Genomic DNA, 26,561 nt, shown 5'->3' on the forward strand with positions numbered 1-26,561 from the left:
CATGACTGCGTCAGAGAACGGGTCAGAGAACGCCCCGACGGGCCTGCTGATCATCGGCGCGAGCCAGTCCGGCGTCCAGCTGGCCATCTCGCTCCGCGCGCTCGGCTTCGAGGAGCCCATCACGCTCCTCGGCGAGGAGAACCACCGCCCCTACCAGCGCCCGGCCCTCTCGAAGGAGTGGCTCCAGGGCGAGGTGGGCAACGAGTCGCTCATCTTCCGCTCGAACGAGTACTGGGACGAGCACAACGTCACGCTCGTCAAGGACCAGCGGATCGTGCGCGTGGAGAAGAATCCTGATGGTTCCGGCGTCGCGGTCGCCGAGTCCGGCGCCGAGTTCCCGTTCAAGCGCCTCGCGCTCACCGTGGGTGCCCGGGCCCGGAAGATGGCGGTCGACGGCGCGGACCTCGCCGGCGTCGTCTACCTCCGCAACGCCGATGACGCCCTGGCCCTCAAGGCGATCGTGGGCGGGGCGACCGACGTCGCCGTCGTGGGCGGCGGGTTCATCGGCCTCGAGGCTGCATCCAGCCTGAAGAAGATGGGCAAGAACGTCGTGCTGCTCGAGCACGGGCCGCGGCTCGTGGGCCGTGCCGTGGGCGAGGAGACCGCGCAGTACTTCCTCGACGCGCACCGCGCCCGCGGCCTCGACATCCGCCTCGAAGCACGCATCTCACGGTTCGTGCCGGGCGCGACCGGCGACGGCGGGAAGGCCGTGGCCGGCGTCGAGCTCGAGGATGGCAGCGTGGTGCCGGCGCAGATCGTGCTCGTGGGCATCGGCGTCATACCGAACACCGAGCTCGCCGAGCAGATGGGCCTGGCCGTGGACAACGGGATCGTGGTGGACGCGCACGCGCTTGCCTCGGACGGCACCACAGTGGCCGTGGGCGACTGCGCGAACATGCCCAACCCCGTCCCCGGCTCCCCCGCCGGCGAGCGCATCCGCCTCGAGAGCGTGAACAACGCGATCGAGCATGCGAAGGTCGCCGCGTACTCCCTCATGGGCCGCCGCGAGGACTACGCCGGCATCCCGTGGTTCTGGTCGAACCAGGCCGACCTCAAGCTCCAGATCGCCGGCCTCTCGATCGGCTTCGACCAGACCGTGGTACGCCGCGACGACGAACGCGGCAAGTTCTCCGTCCTGTACTACCGCGACGGGCGCATCATCGCCGCCGACTGCGTCAACGCCCCCCTCGACTTCATGGCCGTCAAGAACGCGCTCGCGAAGCGGCAGAACATCCCGGCCGACGCCGTGGCCGCCGCAGCCTCCGACGTCCAGCTCAAGACCCTGGCCGTCTGACCCAGACCTGGCAGTGGCAGCAGCCACCCACCCCCGAAGACCTTGCACCGGAGGACCCCATGAGTGAGAACACTCTCGCCCTCGACCAGACCAGGGCCGACGCGTTCGCCGCGGCCTACCCCGTCCGGCCGATCCCCGCCGAGGGGCCCGTGGACACGCGGCCCATCACCGCGACGCCGAGCGCCGCCGACTTCCTCGACCCGCTGTGGAAGGCCGTGGTCCCCGAGACCCGCGCACGCGGCAACGACATCCACCTGCCCATCTCGGTCGCGTTCGCCGAGCGGCTCTGCGACTCGTACCCGGCCGCGGACCGCGAGCTCGTGCTCGTCGCGACACTCCTGCACGACACCGGCTGGGCCCGCGTGGACGAGTCCCGGATCATCTCCGAGGGCTTCGCCGGCGACTGGCGCAAGGCCGCCATCCGCTACGAGCACGAGAACCAGGGCTGCATCGTGGCCCGGGAGGTCCTGCCCGGGCTCGGCTACTCGGCCGAGTTCATCGAGAGGGTCACGGCGATCATCGACGGGCACGACACCCGCCCGCTCGCCTACTCGCTCGAGGACGCCCTCATGCGCGACGCCGACCGGCTCTGGCGCTTCGACCACGCCGGGATCGCGCTCGCGTCCTCGTGGTTCGGCATGGATCCGGCCACCTATGCCGACCGGCTCGGCGTGGAGATCGTGCCCGAGCTCATCACCGACGCGGCCGTGCAGATGGCCACGGCCGACCTCGCGCGCTCGAACGCGCTGCTCAAGACGGGAGTGCTGCGATGAGCACGGACACCAACCAGACGCTGCCGACCCGGGCGGCCGGTTCCGCGACCGCGGGAGGCGGGGCGGCGCCGTCGTCCGCCTCCGGCCTCGACGCCAAGGCGCGCCGCGCGGCCCTCAACCTCCCGTACACGCACGTGGACGACATGTTCATCGACGGCGCGTACGCCCCTGCCCGCGGCACCGGCCGCAACCCCGTGACCGACCCCGCGACGGGCGAGGTGTGGGGCGCGGTCCCGGACGGCTCGGCGGAGGACGTCGACGCCGCCGTCGCCGCCGCCCGCCGCGCGTTCGACGACGGCCCCTGGCCCCGCCTCTCGCCCTCCGAGCGCGCGAAGTACCTGCTGCGGATCGCGGACGAGATCGAGGCGCGCGCCGAGACCCTCGCACTGACGAACACGCGCGAGAACGGCTCGCCGATCACGGAGACACGCGGGGCGGCGGCGAACGCGGCGGGCATCTTCCGCTACTTCGCCACGCTCGCCGACTACCTCGAGCGCGAGGACGTGCGGCCGTTCCCCTACGCGCCCGGCCAGGAGTCCGTGGTGCGCCGCGACCCGGTGGGCGTCTGCGCGCTCATCGCGCCGTGGAACTTCCCGATCAACCTCGTGGTCATCAAGCTCGCGCCCGCGCTGCTCGCGGGGTGCACGGTGGTGATCAAGCCCGCCTCGCCCACGCCCCTGTCGATCCGGTTCATCGTCGACGCGGTCGCGGCGGCGGGGGTGCCGGCCGGCGTCGTGAACCTCGTGACCGGATCGGGGCGGATGGGCGACATGCTCGTGAAGCACCCGGGCGTGGACAAGGTCGCGTTCACGGGGTCCACGCCGGTGGGGCGCCGCATCGCCGCCGCGTGCGGGGAGCTCCTGCGGCCCGTGACGCTCGAGCTCGGCGGGAAGTCCAGCGCGATCGTGCTGCCGGACGCGGACCTGGACGCGATGTCTCGCGTCCTGATTCGGTCCTCCATGCGCAACACCGGTCAGACGTGCTACATCTCGACCCGGATCATCGCGCCGGCGTCACGGTATGACGAGGTGGTCGAGATGGCCCGCTCCGTCATCGCGGCGGCGCCGCAGGGCGACCCCCTCGACGAGAGCACCGTGTTCGGGCCCAGCGCCACGAAGTCGCAGTTCGAGACCGTCATGGGCTACGTCGAGTCCGGGCACGCCGAGGGCGCGCAGGCGGCGACGGGCGGCGAGGCCGCACAGCTGGGCGGCGGGCTCGAGGACGGGTTCTTCGTCAAGCCCACCGTGTTCGCGGACGTCACGCCGTCGATGACCGTGGCCCGCGAGGAGATCTTCGGGCCCGTCCTGACGATCCTCAAGTACGACGACGCGGGGCCGGGCCGCGGGGTCGACGAGGCCGTGGCGCTGGCCAACAACACCGAGTTCGGGCTCGGCGGGCTCGTGTTCTCGGCGGATCCCGAGGCGGCCCTGGCCGTCGCGGACCGGGTGGACACCGGCTCGATCGGCATCAACTTCTTCGCGTCGAACCACTCGGCGCCGTTCGGCGGGCGGCACGACTCCGGGCTCGGGACCGAGTACGGGATCGAGGGCCTCGGCGCGTACCTGACGTACAAGTCGATCCACCGCAAGTCCCGCTAGCACCTCACCGAGCATGTGACCCCTCACCGTCCACTCCCTCTCACCATCCACTCTCTCTCACCATCCACGGTGAGGGGTCACATCCCGGCTGAGGGGTCATGTCTATGGCGCCCGGCGCGCGAAATGGTGGGTTGAGCAGGGTCCGGGCCCCCTCCACCCTGCTCAACTCAACATTCCGCGGGCGTCGGGCGGGCGGGAGCGGGGCGGGCGGGCGGGAGCGGGCGTGGGAACGTGGGGCGGGCGGGAACGCGGGGCGGATCGGCGTCCCAGGGGTTCCGGCGCCCCCGACCCCCGGGATACGTTGGCCCCCATGACCAGCACCGTCGAAATGCGGCTCGAACTCGTCCACATCCCCGTCAGCGACGTTGACCGCGCCCGCGACTTCTACGTCGAGAAGTGCGGCTGGCGGCTGATCACCGACCACGTCCAGATGAACGACATGCGGATCGTGCAGATCTGCCCGCCCGGCTCCGGCTGCGCGATCCTGCTGGGCCGCAACATCCCCGAGATCAGCGACATGCCGGTCGGCGTGCAGAAAGGGCTGCACCTCGTCGTCGGGAACATGGAGCAGGCCGTGGCGGACCTGAGCGGCCGCGGCGTCGAGCTCGGCGAGGTCCAGGACCTCGGAGGTGTCCTCTACTGCCGGTTCGAGGACCCCGACGGCAACTCCTGGCTGCTCCAGCAGTGGCCCGAGGGCGGATTCCCGCATGAGTAGCGAGAAGCCAGCCATCAAGCGCTTCGACCACATCGGCATCACCGTCTCCGACCTCCACAAGGCGACCGAGTTCTTCGTGGGGCTCGGGTGCGAGGTCGAGGGCGGCCCCGCACAGATCGAGGGCGAGTTCATCGACACCGTCACAGGCATCCCCGGCGCCCGCAGCGAGATCGTCATGCTCCGCCCGCCCGACGACGGCACTCGCCTCGAGCTCTCGAGCTTCGCCCACCCGGATCATCGCCCCGGGAACCCCACGGCCATGGCCAACGAGCTCGGCCTCCGCAGCGTGGCCTTCGAGGTTGAGGACCTGGACGCCGTGGTCGGCAAGCTCGCCGCGGACGGGTACGGGCTGGTCGGCGGGATCGGCGAGTACGAGGACTACTGGCGCATGGCCTACGTGCGCGGCCCGGACGGGATCACGGTCGCCCTCGCGCAGCGGATCGGCTGACGACGGCGCGGCGTCGCCCCGTCCGGGTGTTTCGGCCCACCCAGACGGCGGGTAACAGCCTCACCATGGAGAAGACGATCAGGGAGCGGGGCGAAGATGGGCTCCTCGACGAGCTCCTCGTGAGCCCCGACCTCGCGACGTTCCTGACCCGGCTCTCGGTGCTCGCGGCGCGCGAGCTGTCCGGCGTCGGTGAGGTCTCGTGCAGCGTGACCGTCGGTCGACGGGGCCGGCGCGCCACGGTGGGCAGCAGCGACAAGCTGGCCGAGGCGATGGACGAGCTCCAGTACGCGAGCGGAGAGGGGCCGTGCCAGGAGTCGGTGACAACGGGTCGCACCGTCTACGTCCCGGACCTGAGGGCCACGGCGCGCTACCCGCGCTACCGGAAGGCGGTGGCGGGCGCACCCCTGCGCTCGGTCTTCGCGGCGCCCATCCCGCTGCCTGCCATTGCCGCGGCCGATGCCGCCCTGAACTCCTACAGCACGGAGCCGGACGGCTTCTCCGATGACCTGCGGGCCGTGGCCGAGGAGCTCGCCGGCCTCGCCTCGCGGTCTATGCACCTGGCCGTGCGTCTGGCGCACGAGCAGGACCGCGCCGAGGACCTCACCGCGGCCCTCGCCTCGCGCACCACGATCAACCTCGCAACGGGTGTCATCATGGCCCAGTCGAACTGCTCGTCCGAGCAGGCCGTCCTCCTGCTCAAGTCTGCGTCGATGAACCGGAACCAGAAGCTGCGCGACGTGGCCGCCGGCGTCCTGGCGCGCTACGGGGAGACGGACCCGGCGACGTTCTTCGGCTGACCCGGCGCCCATTTCTGCAGTAGCCCCCGCTCCGGCGGGCGCACGACGGCGCGTGGCCGGCCGCCGTCGTCCGCCCGCCGGAGCGGAGGCAAGGGTTAGCGCGACGCCGGCAGCTCCGCCTCCTCCGCCGGCAGCTCGGCCTCCTTGGTCTCTTGGGGTGGCCGCGCGGCCCGCCGGTCGGGCCGGTGGAGCTCGATGAGGGCGCGGGCGAGGTTCCGCGCGCGGGCGGCGGCCCGGAAGTCGCCTTCGATCGACGCGACCATGGCGCCCTTGGTCAGGATGTGGAACGACCAGGCGAACCCCTCGGGGTCGTTGAGGCCCGCAGCCTCCGCGAGTGCCGCGAGCTGCTCCCTGATGGCGACGAGGTGCGCCATCGCCGCCTGTCCCAGCGGGTGGTCGGCGCCGAACTCGATCATGACGTGGAGGAACGTGTTGACCTCCGCGGCCCCCCGCCGGAACCACTCGTCGAGGACCGTGAAGGCGGCCAGCAGCGCGTCATCGGGGGAATGGCTGTGGGCGATCGCATCCTCGATGGCGTCGTGCCGCGTCGCGTACCACCGGTCCATGTAGGCAATGACGAGAGCGTCCTTGGAGCGGAAATGGCGGTAGAACGTGGCCTTCGCGACGCCCGAGCGGGCAATGATCTCGTCAATGCCGACAGCCCGGACCCCTCGCCGTGCGAAGAGCTCGTAGGCAGTCTTGAGGATTCGTTCCCGGGCAGACGGCGCCGTGCCCGAAGCTGCCCAGCCGTTGTCTCGACCGTTCATGCGGACCATCCTAGCAGGCATGTAGACAGACGGGTCTGTCTACATGTATAACTCTTTCAGCGGGACAGACAGGTCTGTCTACCTAGTGCCAACAAGATCAAGTGCCGCCTCGGCGGCGAGGAACGAGGAGGTCGCTGTGAGTGAATCGAAGACGCATCTGAGAAGTCTGCCCGGCGGGGCGGCAACCAAGGACCCTGTGCCCACGCGGTCTGAGGGCCCGCGTCCGGAGCCGGCGGATCTCGTCTTGGAGTACTTGGGCGTGGCTGATGCCCTGGCCCGCCGGCACCGGGCACCCGGGCATGACGTGGAGGACCTCCGGCAGGTGGCCCGCCTCGGTCTGGTCCGGGCCGCGCAGCGCTACCGCGAGGACTGCGGGCACGGATTCCTGCAGTATGCGGTGCCGACCATCTCCGGCACCATCAAGCACTACCTGCGCGACAACTCGTGGACGGTGCGCCCGCCCCGGCGGCTCCAGGAGCTCCGGCTCAGTGTCCGCGCCGCCCAGGGCCGCCTCACGCAGGACCTCGGCCGCGAGCCGAGCGTCGCGGAGCTCAGCGAGGCCACCGGCGCCGCCGAGGACGAGGTCGCGGAGGCGAGGGGCGTCAGCGCGGCGATGAACGGCGTCGAGATCGACTCGCTCGACGCGGGCCCCGACTCCGACGGCTCCGCGGGCCATGTGGTGCCCATCATCGATGCAGGCTTCGAGCGGGTCGAGCAGCGGGAGCTCGTGGCCGCGGCCCTGAACGGCTGCAGCGACGAGGACCTCCGCCTCGTGAAGATGCGGTTCGTCGACGAGATGAGCCAGCGCGAGATCGCCGAGGTGCTCGGCGTGAGCCAGATGCAGGTCTCGCGACTCCTCCGCGGGCTCCTCAGCCGGATGCGGCGGAAGCTGGCGGCCTAGACACTGCGAAGCCGCCGGGCAACGGCCGGTCCCCAGTCAGCGGGGCGGCCCGTCCGCGACGAGCTTGGCCATCCGCGCACCGGTGTCAGATCCGGGCGCGGGCAGGTACGCGACGATGTGGAGCGTGGGGGCATCCGAGGGCACGAGCTGGTGCTGCTCGAAGTCGAGCCGCCCCGCCGCCGGATGCAGGAACGTCCGGGCGCGGGAGGCGAACCGGCGCACCTCATGGTCATCCCAGGCGCGGGCGAAGTCTTCCGAATCCCGGCGCAGGCGCGTGATGAGCTGAACATGAGCGGCGCGATCCGTATGTGAGCCGGCCTCGGCCCGGTAGTCCGCAAGGAAGCTGCGCACCGTGACCTCCCAGTCGGGCAGCATGCCGCGCACGTACGGGTCAGTGAATGTGAGCCGCAGAAGGTTCCTGTCCGGCGCCGGCACGGTCGCAATCCCGGGAAACAGCGCCTCGTACCCGCGGTTCCAGGCCCCGATGTCCCACGTTGACGTCACGGCGAACGCTGGCGCGGGATCCAGCGCGTCGAGAAGGTGCTGCACATGCTCAGGAACGGGCTCCGGGCCCGTCGGGGTCTCGCGGGGGGCGGGGGCATAGCCGCTGAGGCCGAGGACATAGTCGTGCTCGGGGGCGCTGAGGCGCAGGTTGACGGCGACGGCGTCGAGCACCTGCCGCGACGGGTTGATGTCCCGGCCCTGCTCGAGCCACGTGTACCACGTCACCGATACGCCCGAGAGGAAAGCGACCTCCTCGCGGCGCAGGCCCACCGTGCGGCCGCGGCCCGTGCCACTGCCTGTGCCCCGGCCTACGGGCGGGAGATCATAGTCGGCTCGGACGGCCCGCTCGCGGCGGGCGCGGAGGAAGGCGCCCAGCTCCTTGCGCCGGAGCTCCGCCGCGTCTGTGTCCACGGTTCAACGCTAGCACTCCCAGTACTAGTATTCATGGGCCTGTCGGGCTGTCGCGCGCACGACGGCGGGCGCTCACCTTCTTGCTGGCGTCGCGCCGCGGGCTTGTGGGCGGTGCTGGGCATGGGTGAAGCGGACGATCAACGATGCCCGCGGGCGGCTCTCCGCGCTGGTGGACGAGGCCCACTGGGCCCACGAGCCCGTGTATCTGACGCGCCGGGACCACGCCGTCGCGGCCATCGTCGACGCCGAGCAGCTGCGCCAGCTGCTCGAGGACGCCGAGGAGCTCGCCGACATCCGCGCCGTCGACACCGCCTGGGAGCAGACCGAGCGGCTCGGCGAGACCCCGATCCCGTGGGAGGACGTCAAGCGGGACCTCGGCCTCGAGTGAGCACCTACCGGGTCGAAGTCCTGCCCGCCGCCGTCCGCTCGATCAGGAAGCTCCCGCCCGAGGCCAAGCGGCGCATCCAGGCCGCCATCGACCTGCTCGCCGACGATCCGCGCCCGCCGGCTGCGAAGAAGCTCACCGGCCGCCCCGAATGGCGGGTCCGCACCGGCGACTGCCGCATCCTCTACCGCTTCCAGGACGAGGTCCTGCTCGTCGTCGTGGTCGACGCAGGGCGCCGGCAGGAGATCTACAGTACATAGGAATTGGGTATCTGCTTGGCTGAAGTTGGCGACGGGCCTCGCAGCGGTGGTGCCAGAAGACCTAAGCCAGAGTGCGCTGCAGATGCGCCCCGGCCGAGAGAGCGGAGGCCTGCATGGGAGAGCGCGTCACTGACCTGCGTATGGCGTCACTCGGATCTGCTGCGCGAGGGCCAGGGCAGCAGGAAGGTCGGCGCTGTTCTCCACGAGCGTCCGCCCGATGACGAGGACCTGCTTCCCGGGCGCGTCGAGGACGCTCATCCCGTGCGGGGCCGCGGTCACGTGACCCGCGGCCGCGATGAACGTCGTTCCGGGTGCTTTGAGGTTCGCGATCACGACGCCGGTCGCGGGTGCGACGATTTCGACGTTGTGGTAGCGGCTGCCCATCTCCGGGATCGTGAGCAGCTCGGGTCCCTTCGACAGATCGAGCCAGCCGACCGTGTAGAGCCCGTCCTGGTTCCCGCCCAGGAGCCAGTTGTTCCCGTGCGCAGTCTCGGGCGAGGCGAGGTACGGGACCGTGTAGAGCGTGTTGTCGGGAGTGTTCGCACCGTTCCCGAGGCCGGCCGAGATAGCCTTGTGCGCCGAGTTCAGCACGAGCGGCGGCGCGTACCTGATCAGGAGCGTCGTGCCGCCGGCGAGCGTCACGGCGACCGTCGCGAGGAAGATCAGCAGATGCTTCTTCCACGGCTTCATGCGGCGGCGCCCCGCACCGTCGACTGGCGCGGTCACGACTGCGCCTCGGTGACCGCCGGCGGGTGGTACGTCCCGTCGAGCACCGAGGGCCCCGGCTCGTAGGCGCGGAGCCAGAGAGCGTGTCAAGTTGTTTGTGTGAGTGGTCGGTCTCCGGTTTGGTTCAGAGGTAGGGGTTGATGCGTTCAGGGTAGGCCAGGGCGAGCTGGGCCAGGGCCTGCTTCCAGTTCGTGGTGACCTGGCCTTGGACGAGGCGCCCGTCGGCCTTGCGCCGGTCTGCAGGCAGTCCGCGCTCCTTGGCCCGTTCGCGGGCGCGCTTGTCCTCGATGTTGCAGATCGCGAGCCAGAGCAGCTTCACGACCGCGTCGTCGGAGGGGAAGTGGCCGCGGTTCTTGATGACCTTGCGCAGCTGGTAGTTCAGCGACTCGATCGCGTTGGTGGTGTAGATGACCCGGCGCAGCATCGGCGGGAACGCCAGGAACGGGATGAACCGCTCCCAGGCGTCCTGGAACGCCCGGACCGTGTTGGGGTTCTTCTTCCCCAGCTCGGAGGCCGCGAACTCCTCCAGGGCCGCCTTCGCGGCGGCCTCGTTCGGGGCCTGATAGACCGTCTTGAGGGCCGCGGCGACGGCCTTGCGCTGGCCGTAGGCCACGAACCGCATCGAGGCCCGGATCAGGTGCACCACGCAGACTCCCGCTGTCAACCCCTTGGGGTCCGGATGGGGGTCGCGGGGGGCAGGGCTGATCGGCGGGCGGGGGCTTCCCGTCCGCTGGGGGTGTGCGTGGGCTCAGCTCGCGGCGGGCAGTGCCAGGTCTTCCTCTGCGGTGCGCTGGGGGATGGGGCCGGTGTCCTGGGCGTGGTCGGCGGCTTCGAGGGCCTGCCGGCGTAGGGGGTGCAGGGCCGGGTCGTATTCGGTGCGGTCGTGCCAGCAGCGCCAGAGGATGCGGACCCAGCGGGCTGCGACGCCGCGCAGTGCGCGGTGGTGGCCTTGGCCTGCGGCCCGGGCCCTTCGGTAGTGCTCGCCGGTGAAGTGGGGGTCCTCGCGGACGGCGACGAAGGCCCACCAGTCGATCGCGTGGCGCATGCGCTTGTTCGCCGCATAGCGGAAGCGGACCTGGCGGGTGCGCCCGGAGGCGCGGGTGACGGGAGCGAGCCCGGTCTCGGCCAGCAGCGACGCCGCGGAGGGGTACCGGTCGCGGTCCTCGCCCATCCCTGCCAGGAGGGTCGCGGCGGTGACGGGGCCGACGCCGGGGAAGGCGGTGAAGATCCGGGTGTCGGGGTGGGCGGCGAGCAGTGCCCGGATCTCGGTGTCGTATTCGCGCAGGTGCCCGTTGAGCAGGGAGAGCTCCTCGGCCATCCGCACTGCGGTGAACGCCCGGCCGGCGCTGGTGCCCTCGCCCGCGGCGAGCAGGTGGGGGCGGAGGCGTTCCACGAGGGTCTCGGCGCTGGTGCGCCCGGAGTAGCCGTGGGCGGTGATGAAGGCGTCCATGCGCTTGACCCCGACGCGGGCGGCCTGGGCGGGCTGTGGGTAGCGCCTGATGAACTGCAGGGAGATGTCCCGGTCGAGGCTGGAGAACAGGTGCAGGACCGCAGGGTTGTAGGACTCCATCACCGCCCGGAGCTGGTTCTCCAGGTCGCGCTGGCGCCACACGAGCCGCTCGCGGTCGCGGATCACGGCGCGCAGGCGCATCAGGGTCTGGGACGCGGGTCGGATCGGGCGCCAATGGGTGTGTTCGTGGCGGAGGCTGTCGGCCAGGACGAAGGCGTCGAACGCGTCGGACTTCTTCGCGGCCATCCGGTAGCGCTCCCGGGACCGGGCGGAGACCTTCGGGGAGATGCAGTAGACCTCCACGGCCAGCTCGAGCAGCCGCTCGACCAGGAGCCCTTCGGCGCGTTCGATGGCGACCCGGACCACGCCAGCGACCGCGGCAAGGGCGGCGCACAGCCCGGCAAGGCCTTCGACGGTGTGCGGGAAGCGCTTCTGCAGCAGCGTGGCCCCGGTCGAGTCGACGAGGCAGAGCTGGTGGAACGCACCGCCCCAGTCCACGCCGGCGAACACCTCGGGGGTCCCGGCAGCGGTAGCCAGTTCAGTACTTGTCATACCGCAGGTCCTTCCTCTCGGACTGAACCCACCTGTGCCGGGGATGCGCGGCAGCCTCGCGTCAGGACCTCATCTCGGCGATCGCCGCACCGGCGTCGCATCTCCCGCTGGCTGATTCACGATTCTGCCCCGCGGCGGCCGAACGGGTCTGCATGTGGGCCTCGAGGGCGACGCGTCTGCAAGGGTTCTGACCGCCACGGCGCAGGTGGCTGGCCGAACGGTTCGGCCACCGCCATTGTGGACAGATGAGGTCTGCACCAGCGACTCGGGCCAGGTCGCCTCGATCGCCTCGGGGAAGCCGGTGAGCCCGTCGCAGCAGACGATGAGCACGTCCCGGACGCCGCGGTTGGCCAGCTCGGCGCAGACCCCGGCCCAGAACTTCGCGCCCTCGGCGGCCTGGACCCAGATCCCGAGCACGTGCTTGATCCCGTCCATGTCCACCCCGACCGCGATGTGCGCGGCCTTGTTGCGCACGTGCGCCCCGTCGCGGACCTTGACCACGATCGCGTCCAGGTAGATGACCGGGTAGAAGGACTCCAGCGGCCGGCGCTGCCAGGCCAGGACCTCGTCCAGGACCTCGTCGGTGACCTTGGAGATCGTCTCGCGGCTGACCTCGGTGCCGACCGTGGAGACGAGGTGATGCTCGATGTCGCGCACCGTCATCCCGCCCGCGTACAGGGAGATGATCATGTCATCGAGCCCGGACAGGCGCCGGGCGCCCTTGGGCACGAGCATCGGTGTGAAGGTCCCGTCCCGGTCCCGCGGGACCGCGAGCTCCACGTCCCCGGCGATCGTGCCGACCGTCTTCGGGAACGAGCCGTTGCGCGAGTTCGGGAACAGCGCCGCGTCCGGGTCGCCCTTCTCGTACCCGAGGTGGTCCGACAGCTCGGCCTGCATCCCGCGCTCGAGGCCGGCCTTGATCAGCTGCTGGATCAGCCCGTCCCTGCCCTCGAGCTGGACCTGCCCGGCATCGATCATCGAGTACAGCTCATCCAGCGCCCCCGACGCCTCGAGCGCTTCCACGCCCTCACGCTGGGCCCTGCGGCGCTCCTGCCGCTCTTCCTTGCTGACCATGCTCATCAGTGTCTCGGCTTTCTCTCAGGGACACCGCCCTCACACAAACCATCTGACACCCTCGAGCCAGAGCATGAAGCCGCCGCCCGGGGTCGGCAGCCAGTTCGCCTCGTGACCGGCTGGCGCGGTGGGCCGCAGATAGACATCGATCGAGCCGTCCGGGTTCTTTTGAAGGCCGGAGCGATCGCTGACGCTGTACCTGTGCGCCGGGTTCTCGACCATGAGCCGGTTCGAGTCGGCGATCGTGATCGACCAGAACGCGCTCACCGGCGGCAGGCCGCCCGCCGGGAAATGGATCACGTAGTCCTTGGAGCCGTCGAGCTTCGCGCCGTTCGCATCGACGGTCGCCTGCCAGTAGACCGCCTCTTGCGGGGCATTCACAGCGGGCAGGGTGTCCGCGCAGGCAGCCTCAACCAGCCAGCTACCGGGAACCCCGCATGCCTGCGTGGTCTTCCACCCGTTCACCGTCGTCATCATCGCCTGGGCCTGCACGCTGATGAGCGCGAACGCGAGCAGGAGGGACAGCCCGAAACCGATGAGCACGCCCTGGATGATGTCGAGCGGGATGCTGCGGCGCCAGAGGAAGCGGAGGACGTTCTGCCGCGGGTTCTTCGGGGCCGCTGCCGTGGTCATGCATCCATCCTCACACTGGGCGACGCGAGAACCGATGCGCCGAGTAGCGCGCGCTCCTTTCCAGACAGCGTTAGCCCACTACGCTTATCGTTTTCTCCAGCCTTTCCACGTCGCGCGCGGCATCTGCGGCGCCAAACCGGCAAGACCCCCGGCTAATTCAGCCACGCAGATACCCAATACATAGGACCAAGCCGCCCAACACTCCAGCAGGCTGCTCGACAATTTCCTCCTACTGGCAGCTGCGAAAGGCCGATCTGACTGAGCGCGGCCCGGGAGTGGCCGAACCGACAACCGGCACGGGACTGACCCGAGGCTCGGTCGGAGGCCTGTTCGGGTGCGCACAGGGAGGTCCCGGCCCAGCCGTGGGGAGGCCGGCCGGTGGCCACGGTGGACCCTGACCGGCGCCCAGAGATTTCCTTCCGCGCCTTCTCTCCGGCCTAGCAGTTGATGTCTGCGAGGACGTCGCTCAGTGCGGCCTGGACGTCCTTTGCCTCTTGCTTGAGGGAATCGAGTGCCTGGGACAAGGTAGCGTCGCCGGAAAGGCCCTTCACGGCCGTGTCCAGGCGGTCCTCGGCAGTCTTGAGAGCGTCGAGACGGGCCTTGGTGACATTGCCGAGCGCCGTGTTCAGGTCATTGTAGGTCTTGGTCACTTGGTCACCGGCTGCGCGGACCTGGTCCACGGTCGCACCGGCTGTGAGGCTGTCCTTGAAGTCCGTGAGCGCGTGGACATAGGCGTCAGCGGCAGTGCAGGCGGCGGCGGTCGCTGTGGGCGTGCTGCTCGTCGAGGTGCTGGATCCGCTGCAGCCTGCCAGCAGCATCAGCGCCGCGACGAACGCCACCAGCCGCGCAATGAGTCGAGGTTTCTGTGTCATGGAAGGCCCTTTCAGGTGGGTGGTGGCTGGATTGCTTGGGAAGGGAACAGTCGGCTCCGAGGGGCCGGGGCCTCGTCCTTGGTCAGTTGGGGCCGTTCTCGGTCTCGTTGCGCCACAGGAGCCAGGCGATCACCAGGGCCAAGGTGAGCGGGAAGAGCGCCAGGCCGAAGACAGGAAGCGTCAGCAGGAGGGACTCCCCCAGGCCGAGGACGGCCAGCGCCCACAGACGCCTGCGCCTGCGCGGCCGCGCGCCCAGTCGTTCGGGGGAGGAGAGGGACATGATCGGTCCTTGACGGCGGCAGCTGGAGGGTGTGCCATCAGGATGGGGGCCGAGCGGAGGCCGATGTAGGGCCGAAGGTCCCCGCATGGCGGCCACTTGGGCGTTCTCGACAGTCGGGTTCACTGGACCAGGCTTGGAGGCGAAGGCGTCTCGGAGAGCCGGTCTGCTGGGCAGCGGCGTGCAGACCTGTACCGCGGTCCCGTATGGGTCGGCCGACACAGGGCGCCGCGCGGGCGTCGACAGGGGATCCGGAGGGCGGCCTGCGCGCCCCTGAACTGAGCCAAAAGACCTGAGTTCGGCTTCGGGGACGTGCCTTCGCCTCGATGCTGCCGCTCGGGAGGAGTGCGGTGGTCTCCGGGCGGGAGAGATGGATCACCGCGGCGCATCCGGGGGTAGAGCCTGATAGGTCCGGGGCCCAGCGGAGCCATCGCCGGAAAGCGGGATCAGGCACGGGAGAGGACGCCGAGGCGTCCTTGCGCTCGCCCCGCGAGGCCAGACCTCGCACAGAGGACCTTCCAGGAATCCGTGTCGCTCGACCCGGATAGGGACCTTATGCCCTACAGTGCCCGGCATCACAATGGTGATCCTTGTTGGGCTGCGTCGGCGGGTCCTCACTGTGCGAGGCCGGGGCGCACGGCCCGCCGCAGCAGGGATCAGGCAGCCCTCCGGCGGACACAGTTCGTTGTACCTCTCTGGCCGCTGCAGGACCGCAGCGGCGTGGAAAGGAGCCGGCATGGCTGCCGACACCACCATCGTCCGAACCCGGCTGCGCGCCGCTCCGACTGCCCACGAGTCCTCCCGCGAACGCTCCCTGCGCGCTCACCCCTCCAATCATCGGGCGCCCCTTGACGCGCCACGTCCGGAGCCGACCGACGACGACCCGCTCCTCCGCTGGGATCGGCTCCGCGCGGTGCTGGTCGGCCAGGGTCTCAGCGACGACGAGGCCCGCACCGAAGTGGCCCGCATTGCGACGGCCCAGGTCTGGGACGAGTTCGCAGACGAGCTGCGCCGCCACAGGGAGGCAGGCCGCCAGTCCGACGCCAACGCCGTCACCGTCGGGCTCCGCTCGATGCAGGGCGTGACGCAGCCGATCCTTCGGCACCCGGGCGATGTCGCCGTCGCCCGCTCCGCCCTGAGCCGGGCACGCCGACGGCTCAGCCACAACGGCGGGCTCCTGGACCGGCTTCACCCACCGTCGAACCCGCTCCATCGCGCCGAGCACGCGTTCAGCGTCCTCGAGGCGTTCCTCTCCCTCGCCTGAGGCCCATGGACGTCCCGGCACTCAAGACCGGCACCCCGGTCATCCGCGCGCCCTCCGGGGCGAGGCCGATGAACGTCCCTGCCCCGGAGCCGGGCTCGAGGACCTCGCCCTCGGTGAGCCCGAGCCGGGTCAGCGCGCCCCAGACGGCCCGTGTGTGGGCGGCGTCGGTGTAGTGGGCGTTGATCGTGGTCCCGCCTGCTTCCACATCGTCTCGGCCTGCCTGCCGTACCTGTTCATCCCTCTCCCCTTCCGATGCTCCCCACAGTGCGTCCAGATCGAAGCTCAGCTGCCCCTCGACCCTCTTGCCCTTCTTGGCCACGCGGCCCCCTCCGATGTCGACTAACGTCTCCAACCGCCACGCTAGCCAAGGAGGTTGCCGGGAGTTGTCACACGGCCGCTCCCGGGCAGCGCCGCCGGGTGCCTGCAGCTGGCGGCGGGCTGCGTTATGACAAGCTATCCGGGCCTATAGGAAAAACCCTATAGCCAGGCATAAGTCTGGACAGTGTCAGTGTGGAGCCCCAGCTGAACCCCTACAACCCCGGCTCCGGCGTCCCCCCGCGCTTCCTCGCCGGCCGCGATCCCGAGATCCGCGCCTTCGACCTCCTCGTCGCACGCACCGAACTGTCGATGCCAGCCCGCCCCATGGTCCTTTCGGGACTCCGCGGCGTAGGCAAGACCGTGCTGCTCAACCGGCTCAAGGGCATCGCCGACCACCACGGCTGGCTCACCGTCAAGCTCGAGGGCCGCCCCGGAGACGGCGGGGCCTGCGACATCCGCAGGGCCTCGCGCTCGCCCGAGCTCCAAGTCGCCTCCCGCCGCTACGTTTCCCAGATCGGGGCCGCCCCCGTGAAGCGGCTCCTCGGGACCGTCACGTCGTTCAGCACCACGATCGGCATCGACGGGATCTCCCTCGGTGTGGACGTCGACCCCGCCAGGGCCAGCACCGGCCACATGGACATCGACCTGCAGGATGTCGTCGAAGACGTCGGGCAGGCCCTCCGCACACTGCGGAAGGGCTTCGCAGTCTTCATCGACGAGATGCAGGACGTCGACGACGAGCTCCTCGCCGCCCTCGTCACCGTCCAGCACCACGCAGTCCAGAACGAGCTCCCCTTCTTCGTCACCGGCGCCGGCCTGCCGAACCTCCCCGCCCGCCTCGCGGACGCCCGCAGCTACGCCGAACGACTCTTCGACTACCGCCAGATCGGCAAGCTCGACCACGACCAGGCCGCCGAATCGCTCACCGTCCCCGCGGACCAGATGGGCCAGTCCTACAGCGACGCCGCCCTCGCAGCCGTACTGGAGGCCTCGGGCCGGTACCCGTACTTCATCCAGGAATTCGGCTCCGCCATGTGGGAAGTCGCCACCACCAGCCCCTTCACCGGCGACGAAGCCCAAGAAGCAGTCCGCGTCGGGCAGCAGCGCCTCGACGCCGGCTTCTTCCCCTCACGCTGGGACCGCGCCACACCCCGCGAACGCGACTACATGAACGCCATGGCCGCCGACGGCGACGGCCCCACTGCCACCGGCGCCATAGCGGCTCGCCTGGGCAAGAAGGTCACCAGCCTCGGCCCCACCCGCGCCCAGCTCATCGCCAAAGGACTCATCTACCCGCCCGAATACGGGAAGGTCGCCTTCACCGTCCCCGGCATGGCCGAGTTCATCGCACGCCAATACCAGGAGCTCGGAGGGGAGATGTCCACATGAGGCGATGGTCCGCTCTGTGGCGCACGCCGGGGACCAATCTCGGTCAGATCTGGCTCTGCGCGCGATTCTGAGGACTTTGGGTGCGGACGAGGCATGGGGGCCGTCAAGAGGTCCGACGGATGTCCGGTTTGCTGCTTCAGAACGGGACGCCGCTGCGCAGGACGATGTTGGCGTACGGTGTCGCCTCGCCGGTGCGGACGAGGACCTTCGCAACGGTGGCGAGTCCTTTGAGCTGCTCGTGCGGGATGTAGTCCGCTTCGGGCAGACGGTCGCGAATCCATCTTTCGACCGGACCTCCCCTGCATTCGTCTGCGGCCAGGGCGGATTCCAGCACAAGTTCGTCCAGCAGCGCATCGAGCACGGCCGTGAACGTCGGCACCCCCGGGACAACGGCGAGATCGACGACCGGGCCGTTGAGGGGCAGGGGCAGCCCGCAGTCGGCGACGACCACGAGGTCACCGTGCCCGAGAGTGGCGAGGGCGCCGCTGAGCGGGCCGTTCAGGATTCCGTGCTTCTTCATCGTGCTCCTTCGGGAAGCACGTCACCGGGTCCCGGGTACGAGGGCTGAGCGCCCCTGCGTGTCACCGCGAACGATCCGACCCGCACCGCGAACCGGACCGCCTCTCCGAGCGGCGCGCCATCGGACAGGCGGGCGCAGAGCGCTCCGACGAAGGCGTCTCCTGCCCCCGTGGTATCGACCGCGCTCACGGCTGGGGCCGGCGCCCTGAAGACGGGGCCGCCCTCCGAGAAGATCGCCCCCGCGGCGCCGAGCGTCATGACGACCGCCGGCACGCCCGCGGCATGGAGCGCCCCGACGATGTCCTCTTCGGTGCCGAGCTCGTCCGCGCCCCGACCGAGCAGATTGAGGACCAGCCGGCCCTCATGCTCGTTGACCACGAGCGGGTCGGCGCGGCGGATGACCTCGTGACCCAGGGGGATGACGGGGGCCAGGTTGAGCACGAGTCGGGCCGTCCTCGAGGAGGCCGCCGCGGCGGCAATGGCCTCTGCCGAGATCTCCCCCTGGAGGACGACAATGTCCGTCCGTCCGAGCAGGTCCTCGTGGCTTCGGACAAGGGCCTCGTTGACGTGGCCATTGGCGCCCGAGACGACGACGATGGAGTTCTCCCCCGTCCGGCCGTCGACGGTGACATACGCCTGTCCGGTCGGTCCCGGCACGACGGCGACGCGGTCGATGTCCACTCCTGCTTCGCGCAGGCCGGCGACGGCCGTCGCGGCGTAGGCATCCGTCCCGACCGCGCCGATGAAGGCCACCGCTGCCCCGAGACGCGCCGCGGCCACGGCCTGGTTCGCGCCCTTACCGCCTGGGTGGACGTCTATGGAGTCCGCAATCAAGGTCTCCCCGGGGAGGGGGAGCCGGGACACGTCAAGGACGACGTCCGCATTGATCGATCCGACCACTGTTATCACAGCGCCTGCCTTGTATCGGGACCCTGTCCATGGTTCCTGCGATGTTGCACGGATTCATCCTCACATGGGTTGCCCCACTCCCGGCCCCTTGTCCGTCCGCCACCTGAGCAGCCCGGGCAGCGCAGGTAGGAATGCGCGCCAACGGAGACCGAGGTCATGACACGAGTTCGCACCAGAGTCACGAGATCACATCACCTCTCCAACCGTTGACAAGAGAAATCTCACTCCTTATGGTGTATCTAACACGATCTTGAGAGTAAGATCACATGGAATATCACATGAGGTTCGCATCCAGTCCTCTGGGGTGTGACACTCCCGCCGCGGGGTGGGGGCAGATCAGTGGGAGTCCGAACTCAGTCGTTGACGCGTCAACGGGCACACGAAACGGGAGCAATGATGCGCGCAGTTGTGTTTTCAGCGGAGGGTGATCTGGCGCTTGAGGAGCGTCCGAGGCCCGAACCGGGTTACAAGGAGATCCTGATCGAGACGGCTGCGGTCGGGATCTGCGGGACCGACACCCATGTCTTCGACGGCGAGTTCGAGGGGACGGTGTTCCCCCTGGTCCCGGGCCACGAGGCCACCGGCACCATCGTCGCGCTCGGTGCGGGAGTGAACGATGGGGTCTTCGACTTCAAGGTCGGCGACCATGTGGCGGTGAACCCGAGCACGACGTGCGGGGAGTGCGAGTTCTGCCTCAACGGGCACCAGAACCTCTGCCGGTTCTGGAACGGCCTGGGGGTCGTGGCCTCGGACGGCGCGTCGCAGCAGTTCTTCACGGCTCCGGCCAGCAATGTCTACAGGCTCAAGCCCGAGACGGATCTGTACGAGGCCGCACTCATCGAGCCGCTGGCGTGCGCGATCCGCGGGTGGGACGTGCTGCCCCGCCGTCTGGGCGACCACGTCCTGGTCTACGGCTCGGGCACGATGGGGCTGCTCATGGCCCAGCTGGCCAAGAAGGCCGGGGCGGCGACGGTGACGATTGTCGATCTGAACGAGGACCGGCTCAAGACAGCCGGGGAATGCGGCATCGAGCTGCGCTACACCACGCCCGACAGCGCCGAACGCGAGAAGTGGGACGTGGTGATCGACTGCACGGGCAACATCCGCGCGATCGAGGATGCACTCACCCGGGTGAAGCCTGCAGGGTTCTTCCAGGACTTCGGCGTGGCGCCGTCCGACCGCACCGCCCAGTTCTCCCCCTTCCGCGTCTACCGCGATGAGATCTCGATCGTCGGGACGATGGCCGTTCTCAACTCGTTCGGCCGTGCGGTCGAGCTGTTCGAGGCCGGCGCGATCAACGCCAAGGCGATGATCAGCCACTCCTTCACCCTCGACGACTACTCGAAGGCCCTCGACATGTTCCGCCGGGGCGAAGGGCGCAAGCTCCAGATCCGCCCCAACGACACCGAATCGCGGGTGCTGATCGGATGAGTGCCGCCACCACACGGACCGCGGCCACGAAGAAGGGCCTGAGCCCGGCCGCGAAGCGATGGATCTGGATCGGCCTGGCGGTCGTACTCCTGCTCGCGATGTTCTTCAGCACGAAGATCCTTCCCGCCGGATCAACAGCCGCGCAGGGCCCTGCGGCGTTCAACGCCGCCGACTACGGCAAGCAGCAGTTCCCGAAGCAGCAGGCCTTCATCGACCAGAACGCTGTGGACGCGGCGACCCTGGCCGCTGCGATCCAGAAGGATCCCACCGCGGCAGCCCAGAAGTACGGGAAGTCCGCTGACGGGGCGACCTATGTGGTGCCGGTGAAGTTCACCGGCGTGGTGGGCGCGATCCCGCCGGCCGGATACACGCCGATCACCGTCTCGGGCCTCCCGTCGGGTACCAAGGTGGGGCTCCAGCTGGGCCCGGCCATCAACGGCACCGACCTCCGGGACGTCACCGGGGACATCACGCTGAACAACTTCCAGAACCAGATCCAGCTCCAGGACGCGGGCTCGGCGATCAACGACCAGCTCAAGGCCGAGCTCAGCAGCGTAGACGCCGCCTCGCTCACCGGCAAGACGATCCAGGTCTATGGTGCGTTCACGCTGATCAACCCGCAGCTGTGGAACGTCACCCCCTCGCGCATCACGGTGGAGAAGTAGCAGTGGCACAGCAGAGCCGGTCGACCCGGCATCATGAAGGGGCGCCCGTCCTGTCGGCCCGGGACGTCGTGAAGACCTACGGCGCGACGCGCGCCCTGAAGGGGGTGAACTTCGAGGTCCACAAGGGGACAGTGACCACCCTCTTCGGCGAGAACGGGGCGGGCAAGTCGACCCTGATGAAGATCCTCTCGGGGGTCGAGCAGCCGACCTCGGGAACCATCATCCTGGACGGGGAAGAGGTGTCGTTCGCCGACACGAACGACGCCCGGGCCCACGGCATCTCGATCATCCACCAGGAACTCAGCCTCGCTCCGAACCTCTCGGTGCGCGACAACCTGTTCATGGGCTCCGAGCTGCGCACCGGTTTCGGCATCGACTACAAGGAGGAGGAGCGGCGGAGCCGGCGGGTGCTCGCCGAGCTCGGCCTGGACATCAATCCCCTCCTTGCGGTCTCCGAGCTCCGTCTGGGCCAGCAGCAGCTGATCGAGATCGCCCGCGCCCTGCTGGCAGAGTCGCGGATCCTGATCATGGACGAGCCCACGTCGGCGCTCTCGGCAGCCGAAGTGGAGATCCTCTTCGGCGTCATCGACGACCTGACGTCCAAGGGGGTCTCGATCGTCTACATCTCCCACCATCTCGAGGAGGCGCTCCAGGTCACCGACTACGCGGTCGTCCTGCGTGATGGGTCGATCACAGCGAACGCACTGGCCCAGGACATCGACCTCGAATGGATCGTCCGCAACATGGTGGGCGAGAACTTCGACCTCGGCTCCCCGCCCACCGGGTACGAGTTCGGACCGATCGCTCTCGACATCGAGGACCTCAGCGTCCCCGATCCGAAGGAACCTGCCCGGCTGCTCGTCGACCACCTCTCCCTGCAGGTCCGCGAGGGCGAGATCGTGTGCATCTACGGCCTCATGGGCGCCGGACGCACAGAGCTGCTCGAAGCAGTGGCAGGGAGGGTCCCGACGGCGGGTGGCACCGTCCGGATGCGCGAGGGCGAGATCTCGAAGCTGAGCCTGAGGGAGCGTCTCGCCTCCGGTCTGGGACTCGTCCCGGAGGACCGGCAGCGCGACGGGCTCGTGCAGACCATGACCGTAGGGCAGAACATCGCCCTTGCCAGTCTCGGCACCTTCGTCAAGGGCCTGTTCGTCTCCCGCAATCTCGAGCGCGAGCACACCGAGGACGCCATCAGGGACGTGCGGGTCAAGACCGCCGGAGGCGGCGCCATGATCGGGTCGCTCTCGGGCGGCAACCAGCAGAAGGTCGTCATCGGCAAGATCGTCTCGACGGGCCCGAAGGTGCTGCTGCTCGACGAGCCGAGCCGCGGGATCGACGTCGGCGCCAAGGCGGAGGTCTTCAAGCTGATCGCCGAGAGGGCACGTGAAGGCCTCGCCGTCGTCTACTCCACCAGCGAGGTGGGGGAATGCCTGAGCATCGCCCACCGCATCGTGGTGATGCGGCGAGGGAAGATCGCGGCCGAATTCGGCCCCTCGGTCAGCAAAGAAGAGATCATGGCCAGCTCCGGCGAAGCAGTGCTGGCCTAGGCAAAAGTGACTATTCAAAGGAATCCCATGGCTGAAGCATCGGTGTCCCGCCGGCGCAATCCCTTCGAGGGCCTGACGATCGGTGCGGTCCTCCTCGAAGCGCGCGCGTTCCTCGCGCTCGTCGTGATCTTCGTCGTCTTCTCGTTCCTCGCCCCGAGCGCATTCCCCACCCTGTCGAACATCATCGTGATGTGCCAGCAGGTCTCGGTCTACGCGATCCTCGCAGTGGGCATGCTCATCGTCATCCTGGACGGCGGCATCGACCTCTCGGTCGGCTCGACCCTTGGCCTTTCGGGGATGGTGGCAGGCCTGGCGCTGCAGGGCTTCCCCATCGCAGGGGTCGTCCTCTACCCGCCCGTGTGGGTCGTCGTGATCGTCGCCGTCATCACCGGGGCGCTGATCGGGCTGATCAACGGGGTGCTCGTCGCGCGGCTGAACGTCGCGCCGTTCGTCGCGACGCTGGGCACGATGTACGTGATGCGCGGTCTGGCGTCCCTGACCACCAACGGCCTGACCGTCAACAACCTGGGAGGCCGTGAGGATCTGGGCAATACCGGATTCGAGTGGCTGGGCTTCAACGCGCTGCTCGGCATCCCGGTCGGCATCTGGATCCTGGTCGTTGTCGCGATCATCGCCAGCCTCCTGCTCAACCGCAGCGTCTACGGCCGGTGGCTCTATGCGGCCGGCGGCAACGCACGCGCCGCCGAACTCTCCGGCGTCCCGGTCCGCAAGGTCCGCGTCCGCGCCTACGTGATCTCCGGCGTGTGCGCCGCGATCGCCGGCGTGATCCTCACGAGCGAGCTCACCTCGGCCGGCCCGACCCAGGGCACATCCTACGAACTCACCGCGATCGCGGCCGTCGTCATCGGCGGTGCCGCCCTCAGCGGCGGCAAGGGAACCGTGCGCGGCACCCTCCTCGGCGCCTTCGTGATCGGATTCCTCGCCGCCGGGCTGACCATCGTGGGCATCTCCGCCTACGTCCAGACCGTCTTCACCGGCGCCGTGATCGTCCTGGCTGTCCTCCTCAACGGCATTCAGGTCAGGCGCCGGCGCCGCGCCAAGGAGAGCGCCGGATCTCCCCCGTCTGGACCCGCACAGCACCAGACTGCCCCCGGTAGCCAGAACGGGACCGAGGTCCCGCCCGCTGTCAAGAACAAGACCGTCTGATCTCCTCAGCCGGGAAGCCAAAGAGAAAGCAAGGGAATATCTATGTTCCGCAAGGGTATTGGCGCAGCACTTGCGCTTGGCGTCACCGCGGTGGTCGCGATGACCGGCTGCTCCGCCGGAAGCGGCGGATCCGGATCATCGGCCTCCTCCAGCGGGAAGGGAGGCGGACTGATCACGATCGTGGTCAACGACCCGTCGAACCCATACTGGCTCACCGAGGGGAACGTCGCAAAGGCCGAAGCAGAGAAGCTCGGCTACCAGGCGACGGTCGCTGCCTCGAAGGGCGATGTGAACACCGAGTCCACCGTCATCGACACCGCCATCGCGAACCACTCCGCCGGAATCATCCTCGACCCGGCGAACGCGGACGGTTCGATCGGGAACATCAAGCGCGCGATGAACGCGAAGATCCCCGTGTTCCTCGTCAACGCCGAGATCAACCAGACCGGCGTCGCCCTCGGGCAGCTGGTATCGAACAACGCCCAGGGCGCAGCCATCGGAGCCCAGCAGTGGATCAAGGCCGCCGGAACCAAGGGCGACTACGCCGAGCTGTTCGGGCTCCCGTCCGACAACAACGCCGCGACGCGGTCCAACGGGTACAAGACGGTCATCTCCCAGTACCCGGACTGGAAGGAAGTGGCCAAGCAGACCGCGAACTGGGACAGGGCCCTGGGCCAGCAGAAGATGCAGTCCATCCTCCAGGCGAACCCGACCATCAACGCCGTGATCTCCGGCAACGATGAAATGGCCCTCGGAGCCATCGCGGCCCTGAAGCAGGCAGGCAAGACCAACGTCATCGTCGGCGGCTTCGACGGCTCCCCCGACGCCATCGCCGCCGTCAAGGACGGCTCCCTCGCCTACACCGTCCTCCAGCCCGTGGCGACCTTCGCAAAGAAGTCCGTGGACGAACTCGATCAGTACATCAAGGACGGAACGAAGCCGTCCCAGGAGAAGCAGTCGTTCGACTGCATCCTCATCACCAAGGCCAACGTCGACAAGATGACGGCACCGTTCACCTACTCCGGCTGACCGGAGCAGAACGACCGGCCGCCGCTCCCGCGCGGCCAGCCGGGGCGGACGCCCAAGGCCTCCGCCCCGGCCCCCAGTCCACGAGAGGGACCATGAGCTACGTACTGAACGACGCCGCCGCCTTCGCCGACGAGTCCGCCGACGGATTCGTCGCCGCACACCGCAACCTCGTCCGCCGCGTCCGGGGCGGCGTCGCCCGTGCAGCGGCCACCCCCGCCGGGCAGGTCGCGGTCGTGATCGGCGGCGGCTCCGGCCACTACCCGGCCTTCGCCGGCCTCGTCGGCCCCGGCCTCGCCCACGCGGCCGCCATGGGGAACGTGTTCGCCTCCCCCAGCGCGCAGCAGGTCTTCACCGTAGCCCGCACGGTCGCGACGGAGGCCGGGGTGCTCCTGGCCTACGGCAACTACGCCGGAGACACGCTCAACTTCGACCAGGCCCAGGAACAGCTCCTCGCCGAGGGAATCCCGTGCCAGACCGTTCGGGTCACCGACGACATCTGCAGCGCCCCCGCTGCCGAAACGGAGAAGCGCCGGGGCATCGCCGGAGACCTGGCGGTCTTCCGGGTGGCAGGATGGGCAGCCGAACAAGGGCACGACCTCGAGGCCGTGGCCGCTCTCGCCGCCCGCGCGAACGAGCGCACTCGCTCCATCGGCCTCGCCTTCTCCGGGTGCACGCTCCCCGGAGCCGCCGAGCCGCTCTTCACCGTCCCGCCCGGGACGATGGCCGTCGGCATGGGAATCCACGGCGAGCCGGGCATCGAAACCGTTCCCATGGCGCCGGCCCGCGAGATCGCCGAGCTCCTCACCAGCCGCATCCTCGCCGAGCGCCCGGGCACCGCCGGCAGCGGACGGATCGGAGTCATCGTCAACGGCCTCGGATCGGTCAAGTCGGAGGAGCTCTTCCTGCTCTACGGTGCCATCTCGCCGCTGCTGGAAGACGCCGGGTTCACGATCGTCGACCCCGAAGTCGGCGAGTACGCCACCAGCTTCGAGATGGCGGGCGTGTCACTGACCGTTGTCTGGCTGGACGAGGAACTGGAACAGGCATGGCGCTCCCCCGCCTACACCCCCGCCTACCGCAAGGGAGCCGTCGACATTGCCACGGCTCCGACCCTCGCCCCCGACGAAGCGATCTCGGATGCCATCGCCGTCGTCGCAGCGCCCATGGAAGCCGCGGCGGCGGGCCTGCGGGCCCTCCAGGCGATCGATTCCATCCGGCAGGTGATCGACCGGGAAGTCGACGAACTGGGTCGCCTCGATGCGATCGCCGGAGACGGTGACCACGGCATCGGCATGCAGCGCGGAGCAAGGGCCGCCGCTGAGGCGGCTGCGGCCGCAAGCGCCGTGGGCGCCGGAGCAGGCAGCGTCCTCACACAGGCCGGAGAGGCCTGGGCTGACAAGGCCGGAGGCACATCGGGAGCGCTCTGGGGCCTCGCCCTGCGCGCCATGGGCCACCAGATCGGCGACGCCGAAGCACCCAGCGCCGCGGCAGTGGCCCGGGCTGTCTCCGCAGCACGCGAGGCGGTGCAGCGCGCGGGGAAGGCCGAGATCGGGGACAAGACACTGGTAGACGCCTTGGTCCCCTTCTCGCAGCGGCTGACCGAGCTCACCTCTGAAGGCCAAGGACTGGCCGCCGCCTGGGGCGCGGCAGCAGCCACGGCGACCGCCGCCGCAAACGCCACGGCAGACCTCGTCCCACGGCTGGGCCGGGCCCGGCCGCACGTGGAGAAGAGCCTCGGCACACCGGACCCGGGGGCAGTCTCCCTGGCCCTCGCCGTTACGGCGGTCGGCGGCGTCCTCGACTCATCTAACCTGAAGGAGAACTGA

27 protein-coding genes and 2 pseudogenes are annotated in these 26,561 nt (G+C 69.4%); 17 read left to right on the plus strand and 12 right to left on the minus strand.

Annotation, left to right across the window (positions count from 1 at the left end; genetic code table 11):
* Nucleotide 1: 1 nt before the first annotated feature.
* From SCMU_RS19320 to SCMU_RS19345, 6 genes are all read left to right on the plus strand, one after another.
* On the plus strand, nucleotides 2-1,294 hold the full coding sequence (locus SCMU_RS19320; protein ID WP_229230694.1) for an NAD(P)/FAD-dependent oxidoreductase: 1,293 nt from the start codon (nucleotides 2-4) through the stop codon (nucleotides 1,292-1,294).
* A 59-nt stretch (nucleotides 1,295-1,353) separates the two neighbouring features.
* The gene (locus SCMU_RS19325) at nucleotides 1,354-2,067 is read left to right on the plus strand and encodes an HD domain-containing protein (protein WP_229230695.1); all 714 of its coding nucleotides are present in this window, start codon (nucleotides 1,354-1,356) and stop codon (nucleotides 2,065-2,067) included.
* The gene (locus tag SCMU_RS19330; protein WP_443020181.1) at nucleotides 2,064-3,665 is read left to right on the plus strand and encodes an aldehyde dehydrogenase family protein; all 1,602 of its coding nucleotides are present in this window, start codon (nucleotides 2,064-2,066) and stop codon (nucleotides 3,663-3,665) included. The genes SCMU_RS19325 and SCMU_RS19330 overlap by 4 nt, the downstream gene beginning before the upstream one ends.
* 310 nt (nucleotides 3,666-3,975) lie before the next feature.
* The gene (locus SCMU_RS19335) at nucleotides 3,976-4,380 is read left to right on the plus strand and encodes a VOC family protein (RefSeq protein ID WP_229230696.1); all 405 of its coding nucleotides are present in this window, start codon (nucleotides 3,976-3,978) and stop codon (nucleotides 4,378-4,380) included.
* Nucleotides 4,373-4,828: a VOC family protein gene (locus SCMU_RS19340; protein WP_229230697.1), complete on the plus strand. Its 456-nt coding sequence runs from the start codon at nucleotides 4,373-4,375 to the stop codon at nucleotides 4,826-4,828. The genes SCMU_RS19335 and SCMU_RS19340 overlap by 8 nt, the downstream gene beginning before the upstream one ends.
* A 65-nt stretch (nucleotides 4,829-4,893) precedes the next feature.
* Entirely contained in the window at nucleotides 4,894-5,625 is a 732-nt protein-coding gene (locus SCMU_RS19345) for a GAF and ANTAR domain-containing protein (protein ID WP_229230698.1), read from the plus strand.
* 95 nt (nucleotides 5,626-5,720) lie between these two features.
* Here SCMU_RS19345 and SCMU_RS19350 read toward each other — a convergent pair whose 3' ends face one another.
* Nucleotides 5,721-6,392, minus strand: coding sequence for a TetR/AcrR family transcriptional regulator (locus tag SCMU_RS19350; protein ID WP_229230699.1), 672 nt, complete (start codon nucleotides 6,390-6,392; stop codon nucleotides 5,721-5,723).
* A 43-nt stretch (nucleotides 6,393-6,435) separates the two neighbouring features.
* Between SCMU_RS19350 and SCMU_RS19355 the strand changes: the two genes are divergently transcribed.
* Nucleotides 6,436-7,293 (plus strand): sigma-70 family RNA polymerase sigma factor, encoded by an 858-nt coding sequence (locus SCMU_RS19355; RefSeq protein ID WP_274602895.1) that lies wholly within the window; start codon nucleotides 6,436-6,438, stop codon nucleotides 7,291-7,293.
* Between the two features lie 36 nt (nucleotides 7,294-7,329).
* Here SCMU_RS19355 and SCMU_RS19360 read toward each other — a convergent pair whose 3' ends face one another.
* Nucleotides 7,330-8,208 carry a helix-turn-helix transcriptional regulator gene (locus SCMU_RS19360; protein WP_229230701.1) on the minus strand — a complete coding sequence of 293 codons (879 nt, stop codon included), beginning with the start codon at nucleotides 8,206-8,208 and terminating at the stop codon, nucleotides 7,330-7,332.
* A gap of 124 nt (nucleotides 8,209-8,332) precedes the next feature.
* Between SCMU_RS19360 and SCMU_RS19365 the strand changes: the two genes are divergently transcribed.
* Together SCMU_RS19365 and SCMU_RS19370 are read left to right on the plus strand one after the other, a co-directional pair.
* Entirely contained in the window at nucleotides 8,333-8,596 is a 264-nt protein-coding gene (locus SCMU_RS19365; RefSeq protein ID WP_229230702.1) for a type II toxin-antitoxin system Phd/YefM family antitoxin, read from the plus strand.
* Entirely contained in the window at nucleotides 8,593-8,853 is a 261-nt protein-coding gene (locus SCMU_RS19370; protein WP_229230703.1) for a type II toxin-antitoxin system RelE family toxin, read from the plus strand. Before SCMU_RS19365 ends, SCMU_RS19370 begins: the two co-directional genes overlap by 4 nt.
* Before the next feature lie 126 nt (nucleotides 8,854-8,979).
* On the opposite strand, the gene SCMU_RS19375 is transcribed toward SCMU_RS19370, so the two are convergent.
* The 7 genes and pseudogenes from SCMU_RS19375 to SCMU_RS19405 form a co-directional block, all read right to left on the minus strand.
* A complete protein-coding gene (locus SCMU_RS19375; protein ID WP_229230704.1) occupies nucleotides 8,980-9,579 on the minus strand; it encodes a DUF1254 domain-containing protein in 600 nt (199 codons plus the stop codon).
* A 124-nt stretch (nucleotides 9,580-9,703) separates the two neighbouring features.
* Nucleotides 9,704-10,240 (minus strand): annotated as a pseudogene (locus SCMU_RS19380) (transposase); the annotation flags it as partial.
* 87 nt (nucleotides 10,241-10,327) lie between these two features.
* Nucleotides 10,328-11,641, minus strand: coding sequence for an IS110 family RNA-guided transposase (locus SCMU_RS19385; protein ID WP_229230705.1), 1,314 nt, complete (start codon nucleotides 11,639-11,641; stop codon nucleotides 10,328-10,330).
* 237 nt (nucleotides 11,642-11,878) lie between these two features.
* Nucleotides 11,879-12,721: pseudogene (locus SCMU_RS19390) on the minus strand (IS256 family transposase); the annotation flags it as partial.
* Nucleotides 12,722-12,754: 33 nt separating this feature from the next.
* Entirely contained in the window at nucleotides 12,755-13,348 is a 594-nt protein-coding gene (locus SCMU_RS19395) for a DUF1214 domain-containing protein (protein WP_229230706.1), read from the minus strand.
* Nucleotides 13,349-13,785: 437 nt separating this feature from the next.
* Entirely contained in the window at nucleotides 13,786-14,220 is a 435-nt protein-coding gene (locus tag SCMU_RS19400; protein ID WP_229230707.1) for a hypothetical protein, read from the minus strand.
* Between the two features lie 82 nt (nucleotides 14,221-14,302).
* Complete coding sequence (locus SCMU_RS19405) at nucleotides 14,303-14,500, minus strand: hypothetical protein (protein ID WP_229230708.1); 198 nt, start codon at nucleotides 14,498-14,500, stop codon at nucleotides 14,303-14,305.
* A gap of 733 nt (nucleotides 14,501-15,233) precedes the next feature.
* Here SCMU_RS19405 and SCMU_RS19410 point away from each other — a divergent pair.
* The gene (locus tag SCMU_RS19410) at nucleotides 15,234-15,761 is read left to right on the plus strand and encodes a hypothetical protein (protein WP_229230709.1); all 528 of its coding nucleotides are present in this window, start codon (nucleotides 15,234-15,236) and stop codon (nucleotides 15,759-15,761) included.
* On the opposite strand, the gene SCMU_RS19415 is transcribed toward SCMU_RS19410, so the two are convergent.
* Nucleotides 15,727-16,080 carry a hypothetical protein gene (locus SCMU_RS19415; RefSeq protein ID WP_229230710.1) on the minus strand — a complete coding sequence of 118 codons (354 nt, stop codon included), beginning with the start codon at nucleotides 16,078-16,080 and terminating at the stop codon, nucleotides 15,727-15,729. The two genes, SCMU_RS19410 and SCMU_RS19415, sit on opposite strands and share 35 nt — an antisense overlap.
* Before the next feature lie 191 nt (nucleotides 16,081-16,271).
* Here SCMU_RS19415 and SCMU_RS19420 point away from each other — a divergent pair, with 191 nt between their 5' ends.
* Entirely contained in the window at nucleotides 16,272-17,468 is a 1,197-nt protein-coding gene (locus SCMU_RS19420) for an ATP-binding protein (RefSeq protein WP_229230711.1), read from the plus strand.
* Nucleotides 17,469-17,604: 136 nt separating this feature from the next.
* Here SCMU_RS19420 and rbsD read toward each other — a convergent pair whose 3' ends face one another.
* Nucleotides 17,605-17,988, minus strand: coding sequence for a D-ribose pyranase (gene rbsD, locus SCMU_RS19425; RefSeq protein ID WP_229230712.1), 384 nt, complete (start codon nucleotides 17,986-17,988; stop codon nucleotides 17,605-17,607).
* Complete coding sequence (locus tag SCMU_RS19430) at nucleotides 17,985-18,887, minus strand: ribokinase (RefSeq protein WP_443020182.1); 903 nt, start codon at nucleotides 18,885-18,887, stop codon at nucleotides 17,985-17,987. The genes rbsD and SCMU_RS19430 overlap by 4 nt, the downstream gene beginning before the upstream one ends.
* A gap of 402 nt (nucleotides 18,888-19,289) precedes the next feature.
* On the opposite strand from SCMU_RS19430, the gene SCMU_RS19435 reads away from it, so the two are divergent.
* The 6 genes from SCMU_RS19435 (at nucleotide 19,290) to SCMU_RS19460 (ending at nucleotide 26,561) form a co-directional block, all read left to right on the plus strand.
* On the plus strand, nucleotides 19,290-20,327 hold the full coding sequence (locus SCMU_RS19435) for a zinc-dependent alcohol dehydrogenase family protein (RefSeq protein WP_229230713.1): 1,038 nt from the start codon (nucleotides 19,290-19,292) through the stop codon (nucleotides 20,325-20,327).
* Nucleotides 20,324-20,992 (plus strand): DUF2291 domain-containing protein, encoded by a 669-nt coding sequence (locus tag SCMU_RS19440; protein WP_229230714.1) that lies wholly within the window; start codon nucleotides 20,324-20,326, stop codon nucleotides 20,990-20,992. Before SCMU_RS19435 ends, SCMU_RS19440 begins: the two co-directional genes overlap by 4 nt.
* A gap of 2 nt (nucleotides 20,993-20,994) precedes the next feature.
* Nucleotides 20,995-22,539, plus strand: a complete 1,545-nt coding sequence (locus SCMU_RS19445) for a sugar ABC transporter ATP-binding protein (protein WP_229230715.1) — start codon at nucleotides 20,995-20,997, stop codon at nucleotides 22,537-22,539.
* Between the two features lie 27 nt (nucleotides 22,540-22,566).
* Nucleotides 22,567-23,706, plus strand: a complete 1,140-nt coding sequence (locus tag SCMU_RS19450; RefSeq protein ID WP_229230716.1) for an ABC transporter permease — start codon at nucleotides 22,567-22,569, stop codon at nucleotides 23,704-23,706.
* A gap of 42 nt (nucleotides 23,707-23,748) precedes the next feature.
* Complete coding sequence (locus SCMU_RS19455) at nucleotides 23,749-24,735, plus strand: D-ribose ABC transporter substrate-binding protein (RefSeq protein WP_229230717.1); 987 nt, start codon at nucleotides 23,749-23,751, stop codon at nucleotides 24,733-24,735.
* A 92-nt stretch (nucleotides 24,736-24,827) separates the two neighbouring features.
* Nucleotides 24,828-26,561, plus strand: a complete 1,734-nt coding sequence (locus tag SCMU_RS19460) for a dihydroxyacetone kinase family protein (protein WP_229230718.1) — start codon at nucleotides 24,828-24,830, stop codon at nucleotides 26,559-26,561.

Origin of the sequence: Sinomonas cyclohexanicum, from assembly GCF_020886775.1 — a bacterium.
Classification (GTDB): domain Bacteria; phylum Actinomycetota; class Actinomycetes; order Actinomycetales; family Micrococcaceae; genus Sinomonas; species Sinomonas cyclohexanicum.